This is a genomic window from Serratia sp. 506_PEND, assembly GCF_001076875.1.
Taxonomy (GTDB): domain Bacteria; phylum Pseudomonadota; class Gammaproteobacteria; order Enterobacterales; family Enterobacteriaceae; genus Serratia; species Serratia marcescens.
Window position 1 is genome coordinate 13,622 of the sequence record NZ_JVEL01000510.1, and the last position, 16,350, is coordinate 29,971.

The 16,350-nt window shown below is 60.5% G+C and carries 9 protein-coding genes; 4 read left to right on the top strand and 5 right to left on the bottom strand.

Annotated elements, in window-relative coordinates:
- Position 1: 1 nt before the first annotated feature.
- Entirely contained in the window at positions 2-2,317 is a 2,316-nt protein-coding gene (pqqF, locus tag ADK28_RS21000; RefSeq protein ID WP_048796570.1) for a pyrroloquinoline quinone biosynthesis protein PqqF, read from the top strand.
- Between the two features lie 139 nt (positions 2,318-2,456).
- Here the strand turns inward: pqqF and ADK28_RS21005 are convergent, their stop codons facing one another.
- Positions 2,457-5,489, bottom strand: coding sequence for an autotransporter domain-containing protein (locus tag ADK28_RS21005; RefSeq protein WP_082172330.1), 3,033 nt, complete (start codon positions 5,487-5,489; stop codon positions 2,457-2,459).
- Positions 5,490-6,396: 907 nt separating this feature from the next.
- Between ADK28_RS21005 and ADK28_RS21010 the strand changes: the two genes are divergently transcribed.
- Positions 6,397-8,490, top strand: coding sequence for a putative bifunctional diguanylate cyclase/phosphodiesterase (locus ADK28_RS21010; protein WP_048796571.1), 2,094 nt, complete (start codon positions 6,397-6,399; stop codon positions 8,488-8,490).
- Here the strand turns inward: ADK28_RS21010 and ADK28_RS21015 are convergent.
- On the bottom strand, positions 8,487-9,683 hold the full coding sequence (locus ADK28_RS21015) for an MFS transporter (RefSeq protein WP_048796572.1): 1,197 nt from the start codon (positions 9,681-9,683) through the stop codon (positions 8,487-8,489). The two genes, ADK28_RS21010 and ADK28_RS21015, sit on opposite strands and share 4 nt — an antisense overlap.
- A gap of 149 nt (positions 9,684-9,832) precedes the next feature.
- On the opposite strand from ADK28_RS21015, the gene ADK28_RS21020 reads away from it, so the two are divergent.
- Complete coding sequence (locus ADK28_RS21020; RefSeq protein WP_089184605.1) at positions 9,833-10,750, top strand: ABC transporter substrate-binding protein; 918 nt, start codon at positions 9,833-9,835, stop codon at positions 10,748-10,750.
- A gap of 55 nt (positions 10,751-10,805) precedes the next feature.
- Here ADK28_RS21020 and ADK28_RS21025 read toward each other — a convergent pair whose 3' ends face one another.
- Positions 10,806-12,581, bottom strand: a complete 1,776-nt coding sequence (locus ADK28_RS21025; RefSeq protein WP_048796573.1) for a sigma-54-dependent Fis family transcriptional regulator — start codon at positions 12,579-12,581, stop codon at positions 10,806-10,808.
- 275 nt (positions 12,582-12,856) lie between these two features.
- Between ADK28_RS21025 and ADK28_RS21030 the strand changes: the two genes are divergently transcribed.
- Complete coding sequence (locus ADK28_RS21030) at positions 12,857-14,377, top strand: aldehyde dehydrogenase family protein (RefSeq protein ID WP_048796574.1); 1,521 nt, start codon at positions 12,857-12,859, stop codon at positions 14,375-14,377.
- Between the two features lie 55 nt (positions 14,378-14,432).
- Here the strand turns inward: ADK28_RS21030 and adhP are convergent, their stop codons facing one another.
- Both adhP and ADK28_RS21040 read right to left on the bottom strand, forming a co-directional pair.
- Positions 14,433-15,449 carry an alcohol dehydrogenase AdhP gene (gene adhP / locus ADK28_RS21035; RefSeq protein WP_016927758.1) on the bottom strand — a complete coding sequence of 339 codons (1,017 nt, stop codon included), beginning with the start codon at positions 15,447-15,449 and terminating at the stop codon, positions 14,433-14,435.
- Between the two features lie 197 nt (positions 15,450-15,646).
- A partial coding sequence (locus tag ADK28_RS21040) for an MBL fold metallo-hydrolase (RefSeq protein WP_048796577.1) occupies positions 15,647-16,350 on the bottom strand: 704 nt, incomplete at its 5' end.

The following is a 16,350-nucleotide window of genomic DNA, read 5'->3' on the forward strand; positions in this document are numbered from 1 at the left end:
GATGGCGCCCGCCGCCGCTTCGTGGCAGCTCGATAACGGTTTGGCCGTCAAAGCGATAAGCGATCCTGCCGCCGACGCCGCCGCCGCGCTGGTGCGCATCGAAGCGGGCAGCTTTCAGGCGCCTGCCGCCTGGCCCGGCCTGGCGCATCTGCTGGAGCATATGCTGTTTCGCGGCAGCGCGAACTTCAGCGCGCAAGATGGGCTGATGTGCTGGACCCAGACGGCCGGTGGCCGGTTAAACGCCACCACCCAGGCCACGCAAACCGCGTTTTTCTTTGAGGTGGGCGCCGCCCATCTGGCGGATGGGTTGGCGCGGCTGAGCGATATGCTCGCCGCTCCGCAGCTGGCGACTGAGGCGATCGCCCAGGAGATCGAGGTCATCGACGCCGAATACCGCCTGCTGCGCGCCGATGTTGAAACCCGCTGCGAAGCGGCGCAGCGGCAGATGTTCAGCGGATTTGACGCGCTGCATCGCTTTCATATCGGCAGCCGCGCCGCTTTCGGCAGCGATATTTCCGCGTTGCAGCAGGCGTTGCGGCAGTTTCACCACCATTATTACCGCGCACCGAACATGACGCTGTGGCTGCAAGGCCCACAATCGCTTGAGCAGCTGCATGCGCTGGCACAGCGCTACGGTGGCGGCTTGCCGTCGGGCAGCGCCGCGCCGCCCGAGACATTGCCGCCGCTGGCCGCCGGGCAAGATTACACGCTGTCTCTTCCCGGCGCGCCGCAGCTGCGGCTGGTGTTTGCCCTGCCGCACTGCCGTTCACGCGGCTGGCTGCGGCGGCTTGAGCGTTTATTGCTGGACGACGCCCCTGGCGGGCTGCTGGCACGGCTGCGCGCGCACGCGTGGGGCGACGCCGTTCGGCTGGATTATGCCCGCTGCGGCGAAAACAGCGCCCTGTTGAGTTTTATTTTCACCGTCAATCACGGCTCGGCGTCTGAGGCCGCCCATATCGAAAGCGCCTTGCTGGCATGGCTGCAGGCGTTGAACGCGCTGACACCAGGCCAGCTCGAGCATTTCGGGCAACTGGCGAACCGCGATTTTCACCGTCTGGCGCCGCTCGATCAGCTGCGGGCCAGAGCGTTTGGGCTGCCGCCGACGGAACAGCATGACGACTGGACGCGGCAACTCGCTATGCTGATGGCGGCGCCGCGCCGCCGCCTGGCCGTGCAGCCCGAGGGGGGCGGTGAAACGCGCGAAATCCAAGGGCTGCCGCTGACCCTTGGCCCCTTCGCCGGCGCCGCGCTGGCGCCTACAGTGGAACCTTTCCGCTTTTTCTCCGCTTCGGCGGCGCTGCCGATCCCGCCCTTGCCGCCCGGCCAGGCGCCGCTGCAGCATCTGCGTTCCGGCGAGGCGCAGCCGGTGCTGTTGCTGCGCCCATCGTCACATGGCGCACTCAGCGAAGAACAGGCCTGTGGCTTGCAGGCGGCGCTGCGCCCTGGCGCGGCGGAGCTGGCGCATCGGGAGGGACATTTAAGCGTCGAACGCCACCAGGGCGTGTGGCTGCTGCAGCTGGCGGGCAGCCACGGGCTGATCTGCCACGGCCTGAACGTCGTGAACCGGGCTCTGGCTGCGCAGCCGCCGGCCGTCATCAACGAGGCGGCGAGAAACCTGCGCCACGCACAGTTAAAACAACAAAACGATATCGCCATTCGCCGCCTGTTGGCCCAATTACCGGCGGCGCTGAACGTCTCTACGGCAACGGCGCCACACTGGCATGCCACCCTGGTCGGCGGCGATGGCGAGTTAAAACGGCGGCTGTCACATTTGCTGTATGACTTCCCCTACGCCATAACGGCTGAGCCGCAAACGCCGCCGCGTTTACATCCCCCTGTCACGCTGACGGAAAGCGGCGCCGAACACGCCTTGCTGCAGTTTTACCCGCTGCAAAACGATGAAGCCGAAGGCCGCTGGGCGCTGCGCGTGCTGGCCCGGCTTTACGCGCCGCGCTATTTTCAGCGGCTGCGCGTGGAACGCAACGTGGGCTACGTGGTGCAATGTGCCTTCCACCGCTGCACCCATGCCGAAGGCCTGCTGTTCGCGCTGCAATCCCCGACGTTCACCGCTGAACAGCTGCGGCAGTTAAACGACGAATTCTTGCTGCAGATGCATCATGAGCTGACGCACGTTAGCGTTGGTGAGCTGGAGCAAACGCAACAGGCGCTGCAACAAAACTTGCAAGGCCTCAGCGCCGAGCCGTTGCAACGCGCGCGGGAGATTGCGTTGGAAAATCGCGCGGCTATTGCCGCCGCTGCGCCGATCACGCTGACGCAATTGCGCTATTGGCAGCAGCGTTTGTTTTCCTCTGATTGATTAACCCGGCGGTGAACACCGGCCGGGGGAAAAGGTCGCGGAGAAAGTATCGCTCATGCCGCAGAAGGCCGGCTGGCCGCGAAAAAAAAGCCCCCATCGTCACGATGAGGGCTGAATAAAGCGAAGCATGCAACCGCGATCAGAAGCGCCAGGTCAGACCGGCGTTGACGCTGTTGTCCTGGTGGTTGGACGACAGCTGCCCGCCGTAGCCAAGGGACAGGACGGCGTTTTTGTTAATCGATACATCGACGCCCGCTTTCAGAATCGCGCCATCGCGAGAAACAGGCACGCTGTTCACGTCGAACGCCGCATCGGTGCGTTTGAACATCAGCTGCGTTTTACGCTCCAGCTTGCCGTACTGATGCTGCCAACCCAGCTCGCCGCGCAGCGCGATCGCCACGCTGTCGGTTTGCCACTCGGTGTCGGCGCGCAGCCCCAACGTCGAGGCGGTGGCGGACTGACTTTGTTTGTCGCCGCGCAGCGCCGCTGCCCCGCCTTGCTCGTTGATCTCCTCGTTACGGTAATGGGTATACGCCAGGTTGGCGAACGGCTCAAGGTTGACCGCATCGCTCGTCCAATCGTAGCCGCTTTCGATGAACAGCTGACCGGTGCGCGCGTTATACTTGGCCTTCTCGCGATCCGACTGCGCGCCGTAGTTCACCGAGCGCGAGGTGTCGATGCGATGCCAGGTATAGGTGCCGCCCGCTCGCAGCGCCAACGCGCCGAAGCGTTTGTCGCCGTACAGCCCCAGATGGTAGTTGTCGCTGTGAGCATCTGACTGATAACCGCCATCCAGCGAAGTGCGGGTATACCCGGTCATCATGCCAAGCCGGCCGTCGTCAAACAGTTCGCTGTCCAGACCTAACAGCACGCCATAGGTGGAGGTCTGGTAACCGGTGGCGTTGTCGTTGCCGGAAGCATGCCCCCAGCTACCCAGCAGTTTCGCCCAGGCGCCGTTGTCATCCGCTTTAATGTCGGTAGCGGTGCGGCGGCCTTCCGCCTGGCGCAAGCGCTNGGCGGTATCGCGCAGATAACGGCTTTCGTTGATCTGGGCGGAAGCCATATCCGCGTGGATCTGGCCGGACAGTTGACGGGTCGCCTGTTGCAATTCTCTGGCCGAGGTGAAGCCGAGGAAGCTTTCATAGACCGGATGGCCCGCCACGATGCTCGCCTCTTCGCTCACGGCTTGCGCCTCGCCCCCATCGCTTTGCAGCAGGTTGCCCTCTTCGGCCGCCGGGATCGCCACGCTGCGTTTGGCCGTTTCCGTGACCGGTTCCGTCGCGTTGAGCGTCTCCACCGCACGAGCTACCGCTTTCTCGTTCTCAGTGCTGGCCAGGCTGTCAAAGCTGGCGTCGGTGCGCGTGATGCCAAGACCGACGTCATTGCCCTGATAATCCAGCGCGACTTTAACAAACGGATACGATGGGTTGGCGTTTTCGAATCTACCGGTAACGCCGTCCGTCGTGGTCAGGATGGTGTACTTGTTGCCCAGCAGACTCTGCGCCTCATTCTGCGACAGCAGGTTTTGGCTGCGCTCCAGGCTGACATTCACACTGCCGCCGTTGAGGAAAGCGCGCCGCGCGGCGATCTTATCGCTGCGGCCATTGTCCGCCACTTCCACGTTATACTGCGAACCGCGATCAAAAATGGCATCGTGCAACACATGCAGCGTGCCGATGCCGTTGCCCGGCGCGACGCTGCCGCTCCGAGCCGCTCTGAAGGCGCCTACGGTGCCCTCACCGGACAATGTGCCGCTATTTTCGATATAGACGTTGGATGCCACCGAACCGTCGATCGCCAACACGCCCTGTTTCACCCAGGTATCACCGCGATAGGTGTTATTACCCAACAGCGCCAGCGTACCGGCGCCCGTTTTGGTCAAGCCGCCGTGCCCGCTGATGTCGTTACTCCACGAATCGAAGTCGCATTCGCTCGACGTGCAGCGCCGCTCAACAGAGGTACCGGGTTCGACGATATTTCCCAGGCCGGGGATATTCACCACGAACTGTTTTTCACTGTAGGAGCCCGGCACATAATATTCCTGCGGGATATCCTCTTGGGTAATAAACATTTTCGGGCCGTTGATCGCATCGCGTAAATTGACACGTCCCCAGCCGAACAGATTATCAATACCGGCAACACCCAAATCGGTGGCGGTGGTTTTAATGACTGCGGATATTTGATCGGCGCTCATATAAGGGAAACGTTGCATCAATACGGCGGCAACGCCGGTAACGTGCGGCGCCGCCATTGAGGTGCCGGATTTATTGCCGTAGCCGGGATTAACCGACAGCTCGCCCTTATTATAAGCTTCGCGATTCACGGCGCCACCGGTATTGGATTCCAGCCGGCCAACGGTGCTGTAAATATCAGAACCCGGCGCGGAAACGCAGTAGCTGGCCGTTTGTCCGCAGCTGGTCGAGGAAACGCTTAACTGATTTTCGTCACTCAGGTTGGTCACAATCAGGTAATTATTCAGTACGTCCGGGAAAGCGTAAGGCAGTGACTTTTGCGCTTCCGGGATATTGTAGTTGTTGTAATTTCCTGCCGAGAAGACGATCAGCTTGCCGTGCCTGGCCGCTCGTAGCAGCGTCGACATGGCGCTGTGCCCGCCGGTGGGCACCGGTTGTTCGCTGCCCCATTCCACGCTGGATTTGCTGCGCATCATCTCGGCGATCACTTCGCTTTTTACGAATGCCACGTAGTCCGGCCTGCCGTTCGGCAACCAGATGATATCGCCTTTGGCGTCTCGCCGGATATCCGGCGCGATCCCCCAGCTGTTATTGATGACGCGAGCCGCGCTCTGAATCAGCTCTTCACGGCCGTTGCGATTACCGTAATCATTCAATTTGGTGCCGATAATATCCGCGTCGAAAGCGACGCCGTGCATGCCTGCGCCATCTCTTTTAGCCGCAGCGATACCGGCTACGTGCGTGCCGTGATCGCCGAAAGACATATTATCTTGTTTATCATACGAGAAATTATAGCTGCCGTTATCCAGGCGCGTCAGTTTACCGGAGAATTCAGAATGGGAAAGAATGGCGTTATCGATAACGCCGATGGTTATACCTTTTCCGGTATAGCCTCTGGCATAGGCGAATTCGGCGGAAATAGCCTCAAGCCCCCATTGGCGATTAAACTCCGCGGTTTTCCAACTGTCAGGCGCGCCCAATCGACCGGGGTCCTGATAAGCGGCAAGAGAAGAATGAATGGATAAGCCATAACAACCCAGAAAAACGCAATACGCTAACTTCAATCTTTTATTAAGTATCATTTTACGCTCCATGTTTATTTATACCCAGAAGAAAACTTACGTTTTAACCGCGCTGAAACCTCCTATGATCGTGAAACGACGGATAACACATGCGGACCCGGCGCGGGCCGCACGAACAGACATGCTGAGAGATGCAAATGGGCGCAGACAGACAAAGGGATGCCATCGCGCCGGGCGCCTATGGCGCAGACGTCTGGAGAGGAGGCGAATGTACGCTTGCCGGCGCCGTTGCGCCGGAATGACCCGACCATCGGGACCGGGCGTAAGGATCAGGCTGTGGGTGCATTTTGCTTCATCATCCAGTTTTGCTAATGATTTTCATTCGCGAGGCTATCTTATACGTAAGCAAAGTGTCAACAGATGAAACAAAACATTTCTTGATTTGTATCATGACTTTTCTCTAAGCGCCGAGCGACGGTGCTGCGATAACCGCTGAAGAGTGCATGAAATGACGGCTATTGCCGCCATAAGTGAGATTTTTATCAGTGAATACGCATAGCGGCGACAGTGCAGACGATGGAAGAGCATGAAAACACCTGAATATTTCATCAAATAGAAACATCAGATTGATTAATTTTTATGGCAATAGCCCTCTGTGGTCGGAGCACTTATTTTTCGATGCAATATAAGAGGGGCTTATAAATAACAGGAGTATTCCTAATGCGTTCTTGCGTAATCTATTTCATGCTACCAGGCCGGTTTTTAGCCGCGTCCGCTGGCTATTCCTAATTTCATTGGCAAGACTATATTGAAAGAGGCTCTGCTATAGAGCACGAATATGGGTAATTTTCCGAGGAAATACCGCATGACCCTGTTGCCCAAGCAGAGCAATAACAAAAATCCGATTGATCTCTATAGCGAAATCGTAGACGACTTGCCGGGTCTGATTTGCTTCGGCAACCGCCTTGGCGGTTACTTCAATAAGCAGTGGCGCGACTATACCGGCGCCATCGCCGGTGAGCACAGCGCCGCAGACTGGCTCGATGCCCTGCACACCGACGATCGCGATCGCCTGGCCGCGCAATGGCGCCAGGCGATCGTTGCCCTCTCCTCATTCGCCGGCGAAGCTCGTCTGCGCGAGCGCAGCGGCGCCTACCGGTGGTTCATGCTGGCGTTTAACGCCCGTCAGGACGGCATGGCGCAGGAGCCCAGCTGGTATCTCACCGCCACCGACATCCATCCGCAGATGCTGCAACGCCAGCAAAACGTTCAGGCGCTCTCTATCCAGCAAGACATGCTGGACGCCAGCGTCGATTGCATCAAAGTCATCAATCACGATGGCACGCTGCGCCACATGAATCGCTCCGGCAGCCTGGCGCTCGGTCTTGATCCGGCGCAAAAAGAGTTTGGCATGCCCTGGCTGGGGCTCCTGTCCCCCGAGATCCGTCGCCGCGGCAGCAAGGCGCTGCGCAGCGTCAGAGCCGGAAAAAATGCGCGCTTCGCGGGATTGAGCGTGACGCCGCAGGGTAAAAAACAGCACTGGGACAACATTCTCACACCGGTCAGCGACGAACACGGCGCCGTGGCCGAGATTTTGTGCGTCTCGCGCGACGTGACGTCGCAACGCGTGATGGAACAGCGCCTGTTGCTCGCCAGCGAATATGACGAATTGACCGGCCTGCCCAACCGACGCTTATTCAAGAAAAAGCTGAAGCAAGAGATGAAGCGCGCCCTGCACGGCAAAAAGTCGCTTGGGCTGATGCTGCTGGATCTTGACCACTTCAAGCTGGTGAACGACACGCTGGGCCACGCGGCGGGCGACCATCTGCTGCGGGTCTTGGGTAAAAGGCTCAGCGCCTGCATGAATGCGCATTCGTTCGTCTCCCGCCTCGGCGGCGACGAGTTCGCCGTGGTGATCAGCGACGTCGAAAACGAGCAGGATATTTTCCGCATCGCCAACAAGTTTCTGCTGCAGTTGGAGACGCCGATCACCCACGGCGGCAAGACGCTGCATTGCGGCATGAGCATCGGCGGCGCCATTTATCCCAAAGACGCTCGCGACGCTTCGGAGCTGATGAAATGCGCCGATACCGCGCTGTATGAACTGAAAGACGGCGGCCGCGGCGGCGTCTACATGTTCGATCGCAAGATGATGGACAAAGCCCGCGCCCGCGCCAGCCAGCTCAACTACGCGCGCCAGATCGTGCGCGACAACTGCATCCGCCCCAGCTACCAACCGAAGGTTTGCCTGATCGACGGCAGCATCGTCGGCTTTGAAGCGCTGCTGCGCTGGCACTGCCCGCAAAACGGCGTACAGCTGCCGGCGACGGTAAGCGAGGCGTTCAACGACTACGAATTGGCAACCAAGATCAGCGAAGCCATGCAGCTGAAAGTCTTCGCCGATATCGCCCGCTGGCGCGCGGCCGGCGTGGCGGTGCGGCCTATCTCGCTGAATGTGTCGCCGATCGAGTTTTTACGCGACAACTACGCCGAAACCTTCCTGCAACGCCTGCTGAAGTTCCGCATTCCCCATCACCTGATCGAACTGGAAGTGACTGAACACGCGTTCAACAAGCACGGTTCGAAATACGTACTGCGCGCGCTGCAAATGCTCAAAGAGATGGGCATCCGCATCGCGCTGGACGACTTCGGCACCGGCCACTCCTCGTTCAGCCATATCATGGACTACCCGCTGGACTGCATTAAGCTGGACTGCGACTTTATTCAACGCATGAACACCGAACCGGCGATCCTGGCGATCGTGGAAAGCATCGGCATTCTCGGTCAAAAGCTGTCGATCGATATCATCGCCGAAGGCGTGGAAACCGAGCAGCAGCGCCAAACGCTGTGCGAAGCCGGTTTCCATATCGGCCAGGGTTTTCTGTTCAGCCGGGCGGTCGAGTCCCAGCAGGTGCCCGAGCTGCTGCAGGCGATGCCGCAATCTGTCGAGGGCCGCTAAGCGCCCTGCCGTGCGCCGAACGGCGCCAGTTTCATGCCGACCAGCGTCACCACGCAAATGACCGCCCCGGCGTAAAAGGTGGAGGCGGAACCGAACAGCTCCCACAGGGTTCCGGCCCCGAGACTCGCCAGCAGCAATGCCACGCCGCTGATCAGATTGAACATGCCGAACGCGGTGCCGCGCAGATGCGCCGGCGCGGTGTGCGCCACCATCGCCGCCAACAGCCCCTGCGTCATGCCCATGTGCACGCCCCACAGCGCCACGCCAAACAGCACGCCCGCCCAATGATCGCTCAGCGCCAATACCAGATCGGCGGCGATCAGCACCAGCAGCCCGGCTTTCAGCAATCCTTCATGACTCATGCGGTCGGACAATTTGCCGAACGGATAGGCCGAACAGGCGTAGACCAGATTCATGGCGACCATCACCAGCGGGATCAACGCCAGCGGCGTGCCGCCCTGCTGCGCCTTCAAGACCAGGAACGCTTCACTGAAACGCGCCAGCGTAAAGATCGCGCCGATGCTCACCACCCACCAATAGCTGCGCCCCAACAGCCGCAGGTTGGCGCGGGTAATCGGGTTGGTGCGCTTGTGGGTTATCGTGGCGGCCGGCTCTTTCAGACCGAAAAACAGCAGCGCAATCGCCAGCGCCGCCGGGATCGCCGCCACCCAGAAGATGGCGCGAAAATCGTTGTGCCACAGCAGCATCAGACCGACGGCCAGCAGCGGACCTAAAAAGGCGCCGACGGTATCCAGCGACTGGCGCAGCCCGAAAGCCGCGCCGCGGATCTCCGGCGGCGTCACGTCGGCCACCAGGGCATCGCGCGGCGCTCCGCGGATGCCTTTGCCCACGCGATCCAGCAGGCGCGCGCTCATCACCATGCCGGACGACGACGCGATGGCGAAAAACGGTTTGCTGATGGCGCCCAGCCCGTAACCCAGCAGCGCCAACCCTTTGCGTTTGCCGAGATAATCGCTGAGCACGCCGGAGAACACCTTGACGATCAACGCCGTCGCCTCCGCCAGCCCTTCGATCAACCCGATGACGATCACGCTGGCGCCGAGCGTCGTCGCCATAAACAGCGGCAACAGGCTATGGATCATCTCCGAGGAAACGTCCATCAGCAGGCTCACGCCACCCAATACCCACACGCCGCGCGGTATGCGGCCCAACGTAGCGAAACGCGACGACATGGTTCATCCTCGATCGATTCAGCGCCGCCAGAGGCGCCTCATGATTTTTCCAAGATTGGTTAGTTGATTTTGTTCGTTCACAGATCTGCCGCCTTTAGAGATAGTGCAACGACCGTGTGACACCCATAATAATGAAGGTAATTAACATAATGATATATAGCAAAAAGATGATAGTGATTGCGGCGCTGCTGAGTTTTTCCGCCGCCGCCGCACCAGGCGTGGATCTCGTCGCCAACGAAACGCCTATCCACACGGCGAAAAGCGCCGAAGCCGTGGCCAAAATCCCCGCCGGCTTCCGGTTCGTGGAACCCGGCACGCTGACGGTCGCCATTTCTCTGCTGGGCAGCGGCCCGCCGTTCGGCCTGTACGCCCGCGACAATAAAACGGTGATTGGCAGCGAGGCGGACATCGCGCGCCTGGTGGCCGACGGTTTGGGGTTGAAACTCAAGCTGGTGCCCACCTCGTGGGAAGACTGGCCGCTGGGGGTGGCCTCCGGCAAATATGACGCCGCGGTTTACAACATCACCGTGACCAACGAACGCAAGACCAAATTCGATTTCGCCACCTATCGGCAGGATACGCTGGGTTTCTACGTCAAATCCGACAGTAAAATCACCCAGATCAAAACCGCGCCGGATATCGCCGGTAAAAAGATCATCGTCGATTCCGGCACCAATCAGGAAGCGGTGCTGCTGGCCTGGGACAAAGAGAACCGCGCCAAGGGATTAGCGCCGCTGCAACCGGTGTACGTCACCGACAAGGCCGCCTCCACGCTGGCCATTCAGTCCGGCCGCGCCGACGCCACCTTCGGGCCCAACGTTTCCGGCGCCTATCAGGCGCGGCTGACCGGCAAAACCCGGCTGGTGGGCATCGTGCCCGGCGGCTGGCCGAAGACCGCCAACATCGCCGTCACGCTGAAAAAAGGCAACGGACTGGTGGACGCGGTGCAGGCTTCGCTCAACAGCGCCATCGCCAACGGCAGCTATCTGCAGGTGCTGGATCGCTGGGCGGAGAGCGACGAGAAGATTACCCATTCCGAGATTAACCCGCCGGGGCTGGGGGACTAGAGCATGAACCGGCCCCGCATCGAGGGGCCGGTTATTGATGAGCAATCATGCCGCCTCATTCCGCCGCCGTTTTCTGCCTTCCCAGCTTGCGGTACAGCGTGCTGCGCGAAACGCCGAGCGCCTTCGCCGCCCGGCTGAGATTGCCGCCCGACCTGTCGATCGCCGCCTGCAGCGCCCCCTGATCGGTATCGGCGTTCTCTTGCCGCGGCGCCAGCACCGCGATGGACTGAGGAAGATCGTCCAGGGTAAGCACCGCATGATCGTCCGCCAGCGCCAGCAGCACCTTGAGCGTGCTCAACAGTTGCCGCACGTTGCCGGGCCACGGATAGCGCGCCAGCATCGCCAGCGCCTCCGGCAACAGACGAATGTCGCGCCGCTCGCCGCCCAGCTCTCGCCATAGCTGCAAAATGAAGGCCTCCAGCTGCGCCCGCTCTCTGAGCGGCGGGATGCGCAGGCTGTATTCCTGTATGCGGTACAGCAAATCCTCGCGAAACGCCCCCACCTCTACCTGCCGATGCAGATCGTGGTGCGTGGCGCAGACCAGCGCGAATTCGACCGGATAAGCGCTGCGGCTGCCGAGGGGCGTGACCGTTTTTTCCTGTAACACCCGCAGCAGGCGTGTTTGCAGGCCCGCCGGCATATCGCCGATTTCATCGAGAAACAGCACGCCGCCGTCCGCCTCGCGGATCTTGCCGATGTAGCCTTTCGGATTGGCGCCGGTAAACGCCCCCGGCGCATAACCAAACAGTTCGGATTCGATCAGCGGCTCAGGCAGCGCCGCGCAGTTGATCGCCACAAAGTTGCCGTTGCGCCAGCGGCTCTCTTGAAACAGGCGGCGGCTGAAATGCTCTTTACCGCAGCCGGTTTCGCCGGTCACGCACAGCGAAAGGCCGGCGTTGAGAATGCGCAGCGCTTTCTGATGCTGCTCGTCGTGCCGTTCCGCCGGCGGCGCAGAACGCAGAGCGCTGACGCGGCGCTGCGGCGCCTCAAGCAACGAATAATAGTGCTGTTGATTGCCGGCCAGCGTCTGGCGCGGTGCGCCGGAAGGCTGTCGCAACAGGTCGGGAAACAGTTGGGTGAACTCAACGGAGCCGAATGAGGCCGACGAAAGCCGGAACTCCATCATCGCCAGCCGATTGGCGGCGATCAGCACTTCGTCGTGAAAAACCAGCAGCAGCTCTTGCGCGCTGCCCAGGCAGCGGGCATCGGCGTGCAGGCGCAGCGTCCAGTGGCGATCGGCGATCGCGCTTCTGACCCAGCGGTGTTCGATATGCCGCACCGCCTGCATGATCAGGCGCTGTGCATCGCGGTACGGGCGCTGCGCGGGGGCGGAGAGATCCAGTATGCCGGCAATGCGGCCATCCGGACGATAGATCGGCGCGGCGGTGCAGTTCAATCCGGCATTTTGGTTGAGAAAATGCTGGTCGCCGCGCACTTCGCAGAATGCGCCCAGCGCCAGCGCGGTGCCGATGGCGTTGGTGCCCCGCTCCGCTTCTCCCCACTGGTTGCCCGGCGCCAGCGCAAAGCGCGACGCCTTATGCAGAAAGTCGGTATTGCCGCGGGTTTCCAGCACCAGCCCGCCGGCGTCGGCGATCACCACAATGGCGGGCTGGCGCGTAATTTGCGCACCCAGCTGCTCGATCAACGGCTGTACCCGCTGCGGCACCCAATCGTTGCGGCTGCGCAGCTCTTCAAGCAATCCGGGTTTGATAAACGGGATATGTTGATCGGTGCGCGTCAAACCATAACCCTGGCTGCGTTGCCAGGATTCCGCCAACGGCTGGGTCAGCACGCTGGCGCCCTCTGCGGGCAAGCGGTCGTCAGACAACATGCGTTTCTCCCCCGTTCGCTAGTGTTGCAAATGTGTATCATAAATGTGTACCAGGCGTTGCGACACGGGACACAAAAAATCATCGGCGGCCGCGGCACCGCTCGATTGCCTTACCCCTGTCAATGCCTAACATTTTAATAAATAGCCATTTTTTTACTAATGCTACGCCCATCGCTAATCTGGCACGGGGCGTGCTTCTCTGTGCTGCGGCGACAGGCCGCACTCACAGGCGCAGCGCAATAGCGCCGGTTATCATCTGCAGAGAGGTGCTTCACATGAAATATGTTCACCCCGGTTTGCCTGGCTCGCTGGTTTCGTTCCGTAAACGCTATGGCAACTACATTGGCGGCAAATTTGTCGAACCGGTATCCGGCAACTACTTCACCAACACCTCGCCGGTGACCGGCCAGCCGATCGCCGAATTCCCGCGTTCCGACGCCAAAGACATCGAGCTGGCGCTTGACGCGGCGCATGCGGCGGCAGACGCCTGGGGCAAAACCAGCGTGCAGGAGCGTTCCAACGTGCTGCTGGCGATCGCCGATCGCATCGAATCGCGGCTGGAGATGCTGGCGCTGACCGAAACCTGGGACAACGGCAAACCGATCCGCGAAACCCTGAATGCCGATCTGCCGTTGGCGGTCGACCATTTCCGTTACTTCGCCGGCTGCCTGCGCGCGCAGGAAGGCACCGCGGCGGAGATCGACCAGAACACCGTGGCTTACCATATCTATGAACCGCTGGGCGTGGTCGGCCAGATCATTCCGTGGAACTTCCCGCTGCTGATGGCCGCCTGGAAACTGGCGCCAGCGCTGGCGGGCGGTAACTGCGTGGTGCTGAAGCCGGCGGAACAAACGCCGCTCGGCATCAGCGTGCTGATGGAAGAGATCGGCGATCTGCTGCCGCCGGGCGTGCTCAACGTCGTGCAAGGTTTCGGCGGCGAGGCCGGCGAAGCGCTGGCGCGCAGCAAACGCATCGAAAAAATCGCCTTCACCGGATCCACGCCGGTCGGCCGCCACATCCTCGCCTGTGCGGCGGAGAACATCATCCCCAGCACCGTCGAGCTGGGCGGAAAATCGCCGAACATTTATTTTGAAGACATCATGCAGGCGGAACCGGAGTTTATCGACAAAGCGGTTGAGGGGCTGGTGCTCGGCTTCTTCAATCAGGGGGAGGTGTGCACCTGCCCTTCACGCGCGCTGATCCAGGAATCCATCTACCCGCAGTTTATGGAGAAAGTGCTGGCGCGTATCGCTACCATCCGCCAGGGCGATCCCTTCGACACCGAGACCATGATCGGCGCCCAGGCGTCAAAACAGCAGTACGACAAGATCCTGTCCTACATCGACATCGCTAAAAACGAGGGGGGCAAAATCATTGCGGGCGGCGAGCCCGCCCAGCGCGGCGACGAAGTGCAAAACGGTTTCTACCTGCAGCCGACGCTGATTACCGGCAACAACAGCATGCGTTTCTTCCGCGAGGAGATCTTCGGGCCGGTGATTGGCGTCACCACCTTCAAGGATGAGGCCGAAGCCCTGGCGCTGGCCAACGACACCGAGTTCGGGCTGGGCGCCGGGCTGTGGACCCGCGACATCAACCGCGCTTACCGCATGGGCCGCGCGATCAAGGCCGGGCGCGTATGGNCCAACTGCTACCACCTGTACCCGGCGCACGCCGCGTTCGGCGGCTACAAAAACTCCGGCATCGGGCGCGAGACCCACAAGGCGGCGCTGTCGCACTATCAACAGGTGAAAAACCTGCTGGTCAGCTACGACGCCAAGCCGCTGGGCCTGTTCTGAACCCGGCGTAATGACAAGAAGGCCACCCGCAGGTGGCCTTCTTTTTGCGCGTGGCCTACTTCGCCATGCCGAGATCGATCACCATGCGACCGCGAATGGTGCCCGCCTTCATCTCGTCGAAGATGGCGTTGATATCCCTCAGCGGCCGCTTGGTCACTTTCGGCGTCACCTTGCCTTCGGCGGCGAACTGGAACGCCTCCTTCAGATCTTCGCGCGTGCCCACCAGCGAACCCACCACCTGAATGCCGTCCAGCACCAGGCGCGGAATGCTCAGATCCATGCTCTCCGGCGGCAGCCCCACGGCCACCACTTTACCGCCGGCGCGCACCGCATTCACCGCCGAGTTGAAGGCGGCTTTCGCCACCGCCGTCACCACCGCCGCGTGAGCGCCGCCGGTTTGCTGTTGAATGATCTCCTCCGCGTTTTGCGTTTTGGAGTTGATGGTCAGATCGGCGCCGATCTGTTTGGCGAACTCCAACTGACCGTCGTTGACGTCGATGGCGATCACTTTGGCGTTAAACACGTTCTTGGCGTACTGCAACGCCAGGTTGCCTAGCCCGCCAAGGCCATAAATGGCGATCCACTGCCCCGGTTTGATATCGGAAATCTTCACCGCCTTGTAGGTGGTGACGCCGGCGCAGGTGATGCTGCTGGCGGCGAAAGAATCGAGCCCATCCGGCACTTTCACCGCGTAGTCCGCCACCACGATGCACTCTTCCGCCATACCGCCGTCAACGCTGTAGCCGGCGTTTTTCACCGAGCGGCACAGGGTCTCGTTGCCGCTGACGCAGTATTCGCAATGGCCGCACCCCTGGTAAAACCAGGCGACGCTGGCGCGGTCACCCACTTTTAACGAGGTGACGCCCTCACCGACGGCGGAGACCACGCCGATGCCCTCATGCCCCAACGTAATGCCCGGCACCTCGCCGAAATCGCCGTTTTTCACGTGCAAATCGGTGTGGCACACCCCGCAACACTCCATTTTTAACGCCGCTTCGCCGTGCTTCAGCGGGCGCAGCACTTTATCCTGAATGTCTACGGTATGGTTTTTCGTCACTACGGCAGCTTTCATGGTGTTTTCCTTAGCAGTGTGGGAAGTACAGTTGTTAATGTAGTGACTGTATTCGGCGAGGGCAAGCGCCGCGTGTTTTGTGTAAAAACAAATAATTAAATATGAATCAGTCTGATTATTTCATAAAAAACCATTAACAGACGGCGCGATCGCCTTGAGATTGGCAGCCGTGAACGATCGCGCCTCTCTGGCTTGATTCATCCCTTGAAGCGATTAACAGGAATTTTGAGGTAGTGCCGCCCATCATCTTCGCAATCAGGCAGTACGCCGCCGCGAATGTTGACCTGCAGCGCCATCAGCATCAATTCCGGATGCGGCAACGTGGCGTCTCGCTGCTTTCTTTGCGCGATAAATTGAGCTTTATCCATGTTGGCCACCCAGGGGTTGTTCTCGCGCTGCTCTCTCACAGTGCTTTCCCACCGGGCCTCACGCCCCGCCGGGCGGTAATCATGGCCGGTAAACAGGCGGGTATCCGCAGGCAGGCTCAAGATCCGCTGCAACGAATCCCACAGGGCTTCCGCATTTCCGCCGGGGAAATCGGCCCTTGCGGTGCCGCTGTCCGGCATGAAAAACGTATCGTGAATAAACGCCGCATCGGCAATGTGATAAGTGACGGACGCCAGCGTGTGGCCAGGAGACAGCAAGACTTCAGCGCGCAGGTTGCCGATAAAAAAGACGTCCCCATCCGCAAACAGCGCATCCCACAGGGTCTCGGCGGGAGGCAATTCTTTCAAATTATAGATGTCTTGCCACAGCCCCTGCACGGCGGTAATTTTTTCGCCTATGCCGGTAAGGGCGCCGGTTTTCTGCGCCAGCCAGGTGGCGGCAGAAAAATGGTCGGCATGCGGGTGCGTATCCAGCACCCAGGCCACTCCCCATCCTCGCTGCTGGATAAAGCTTA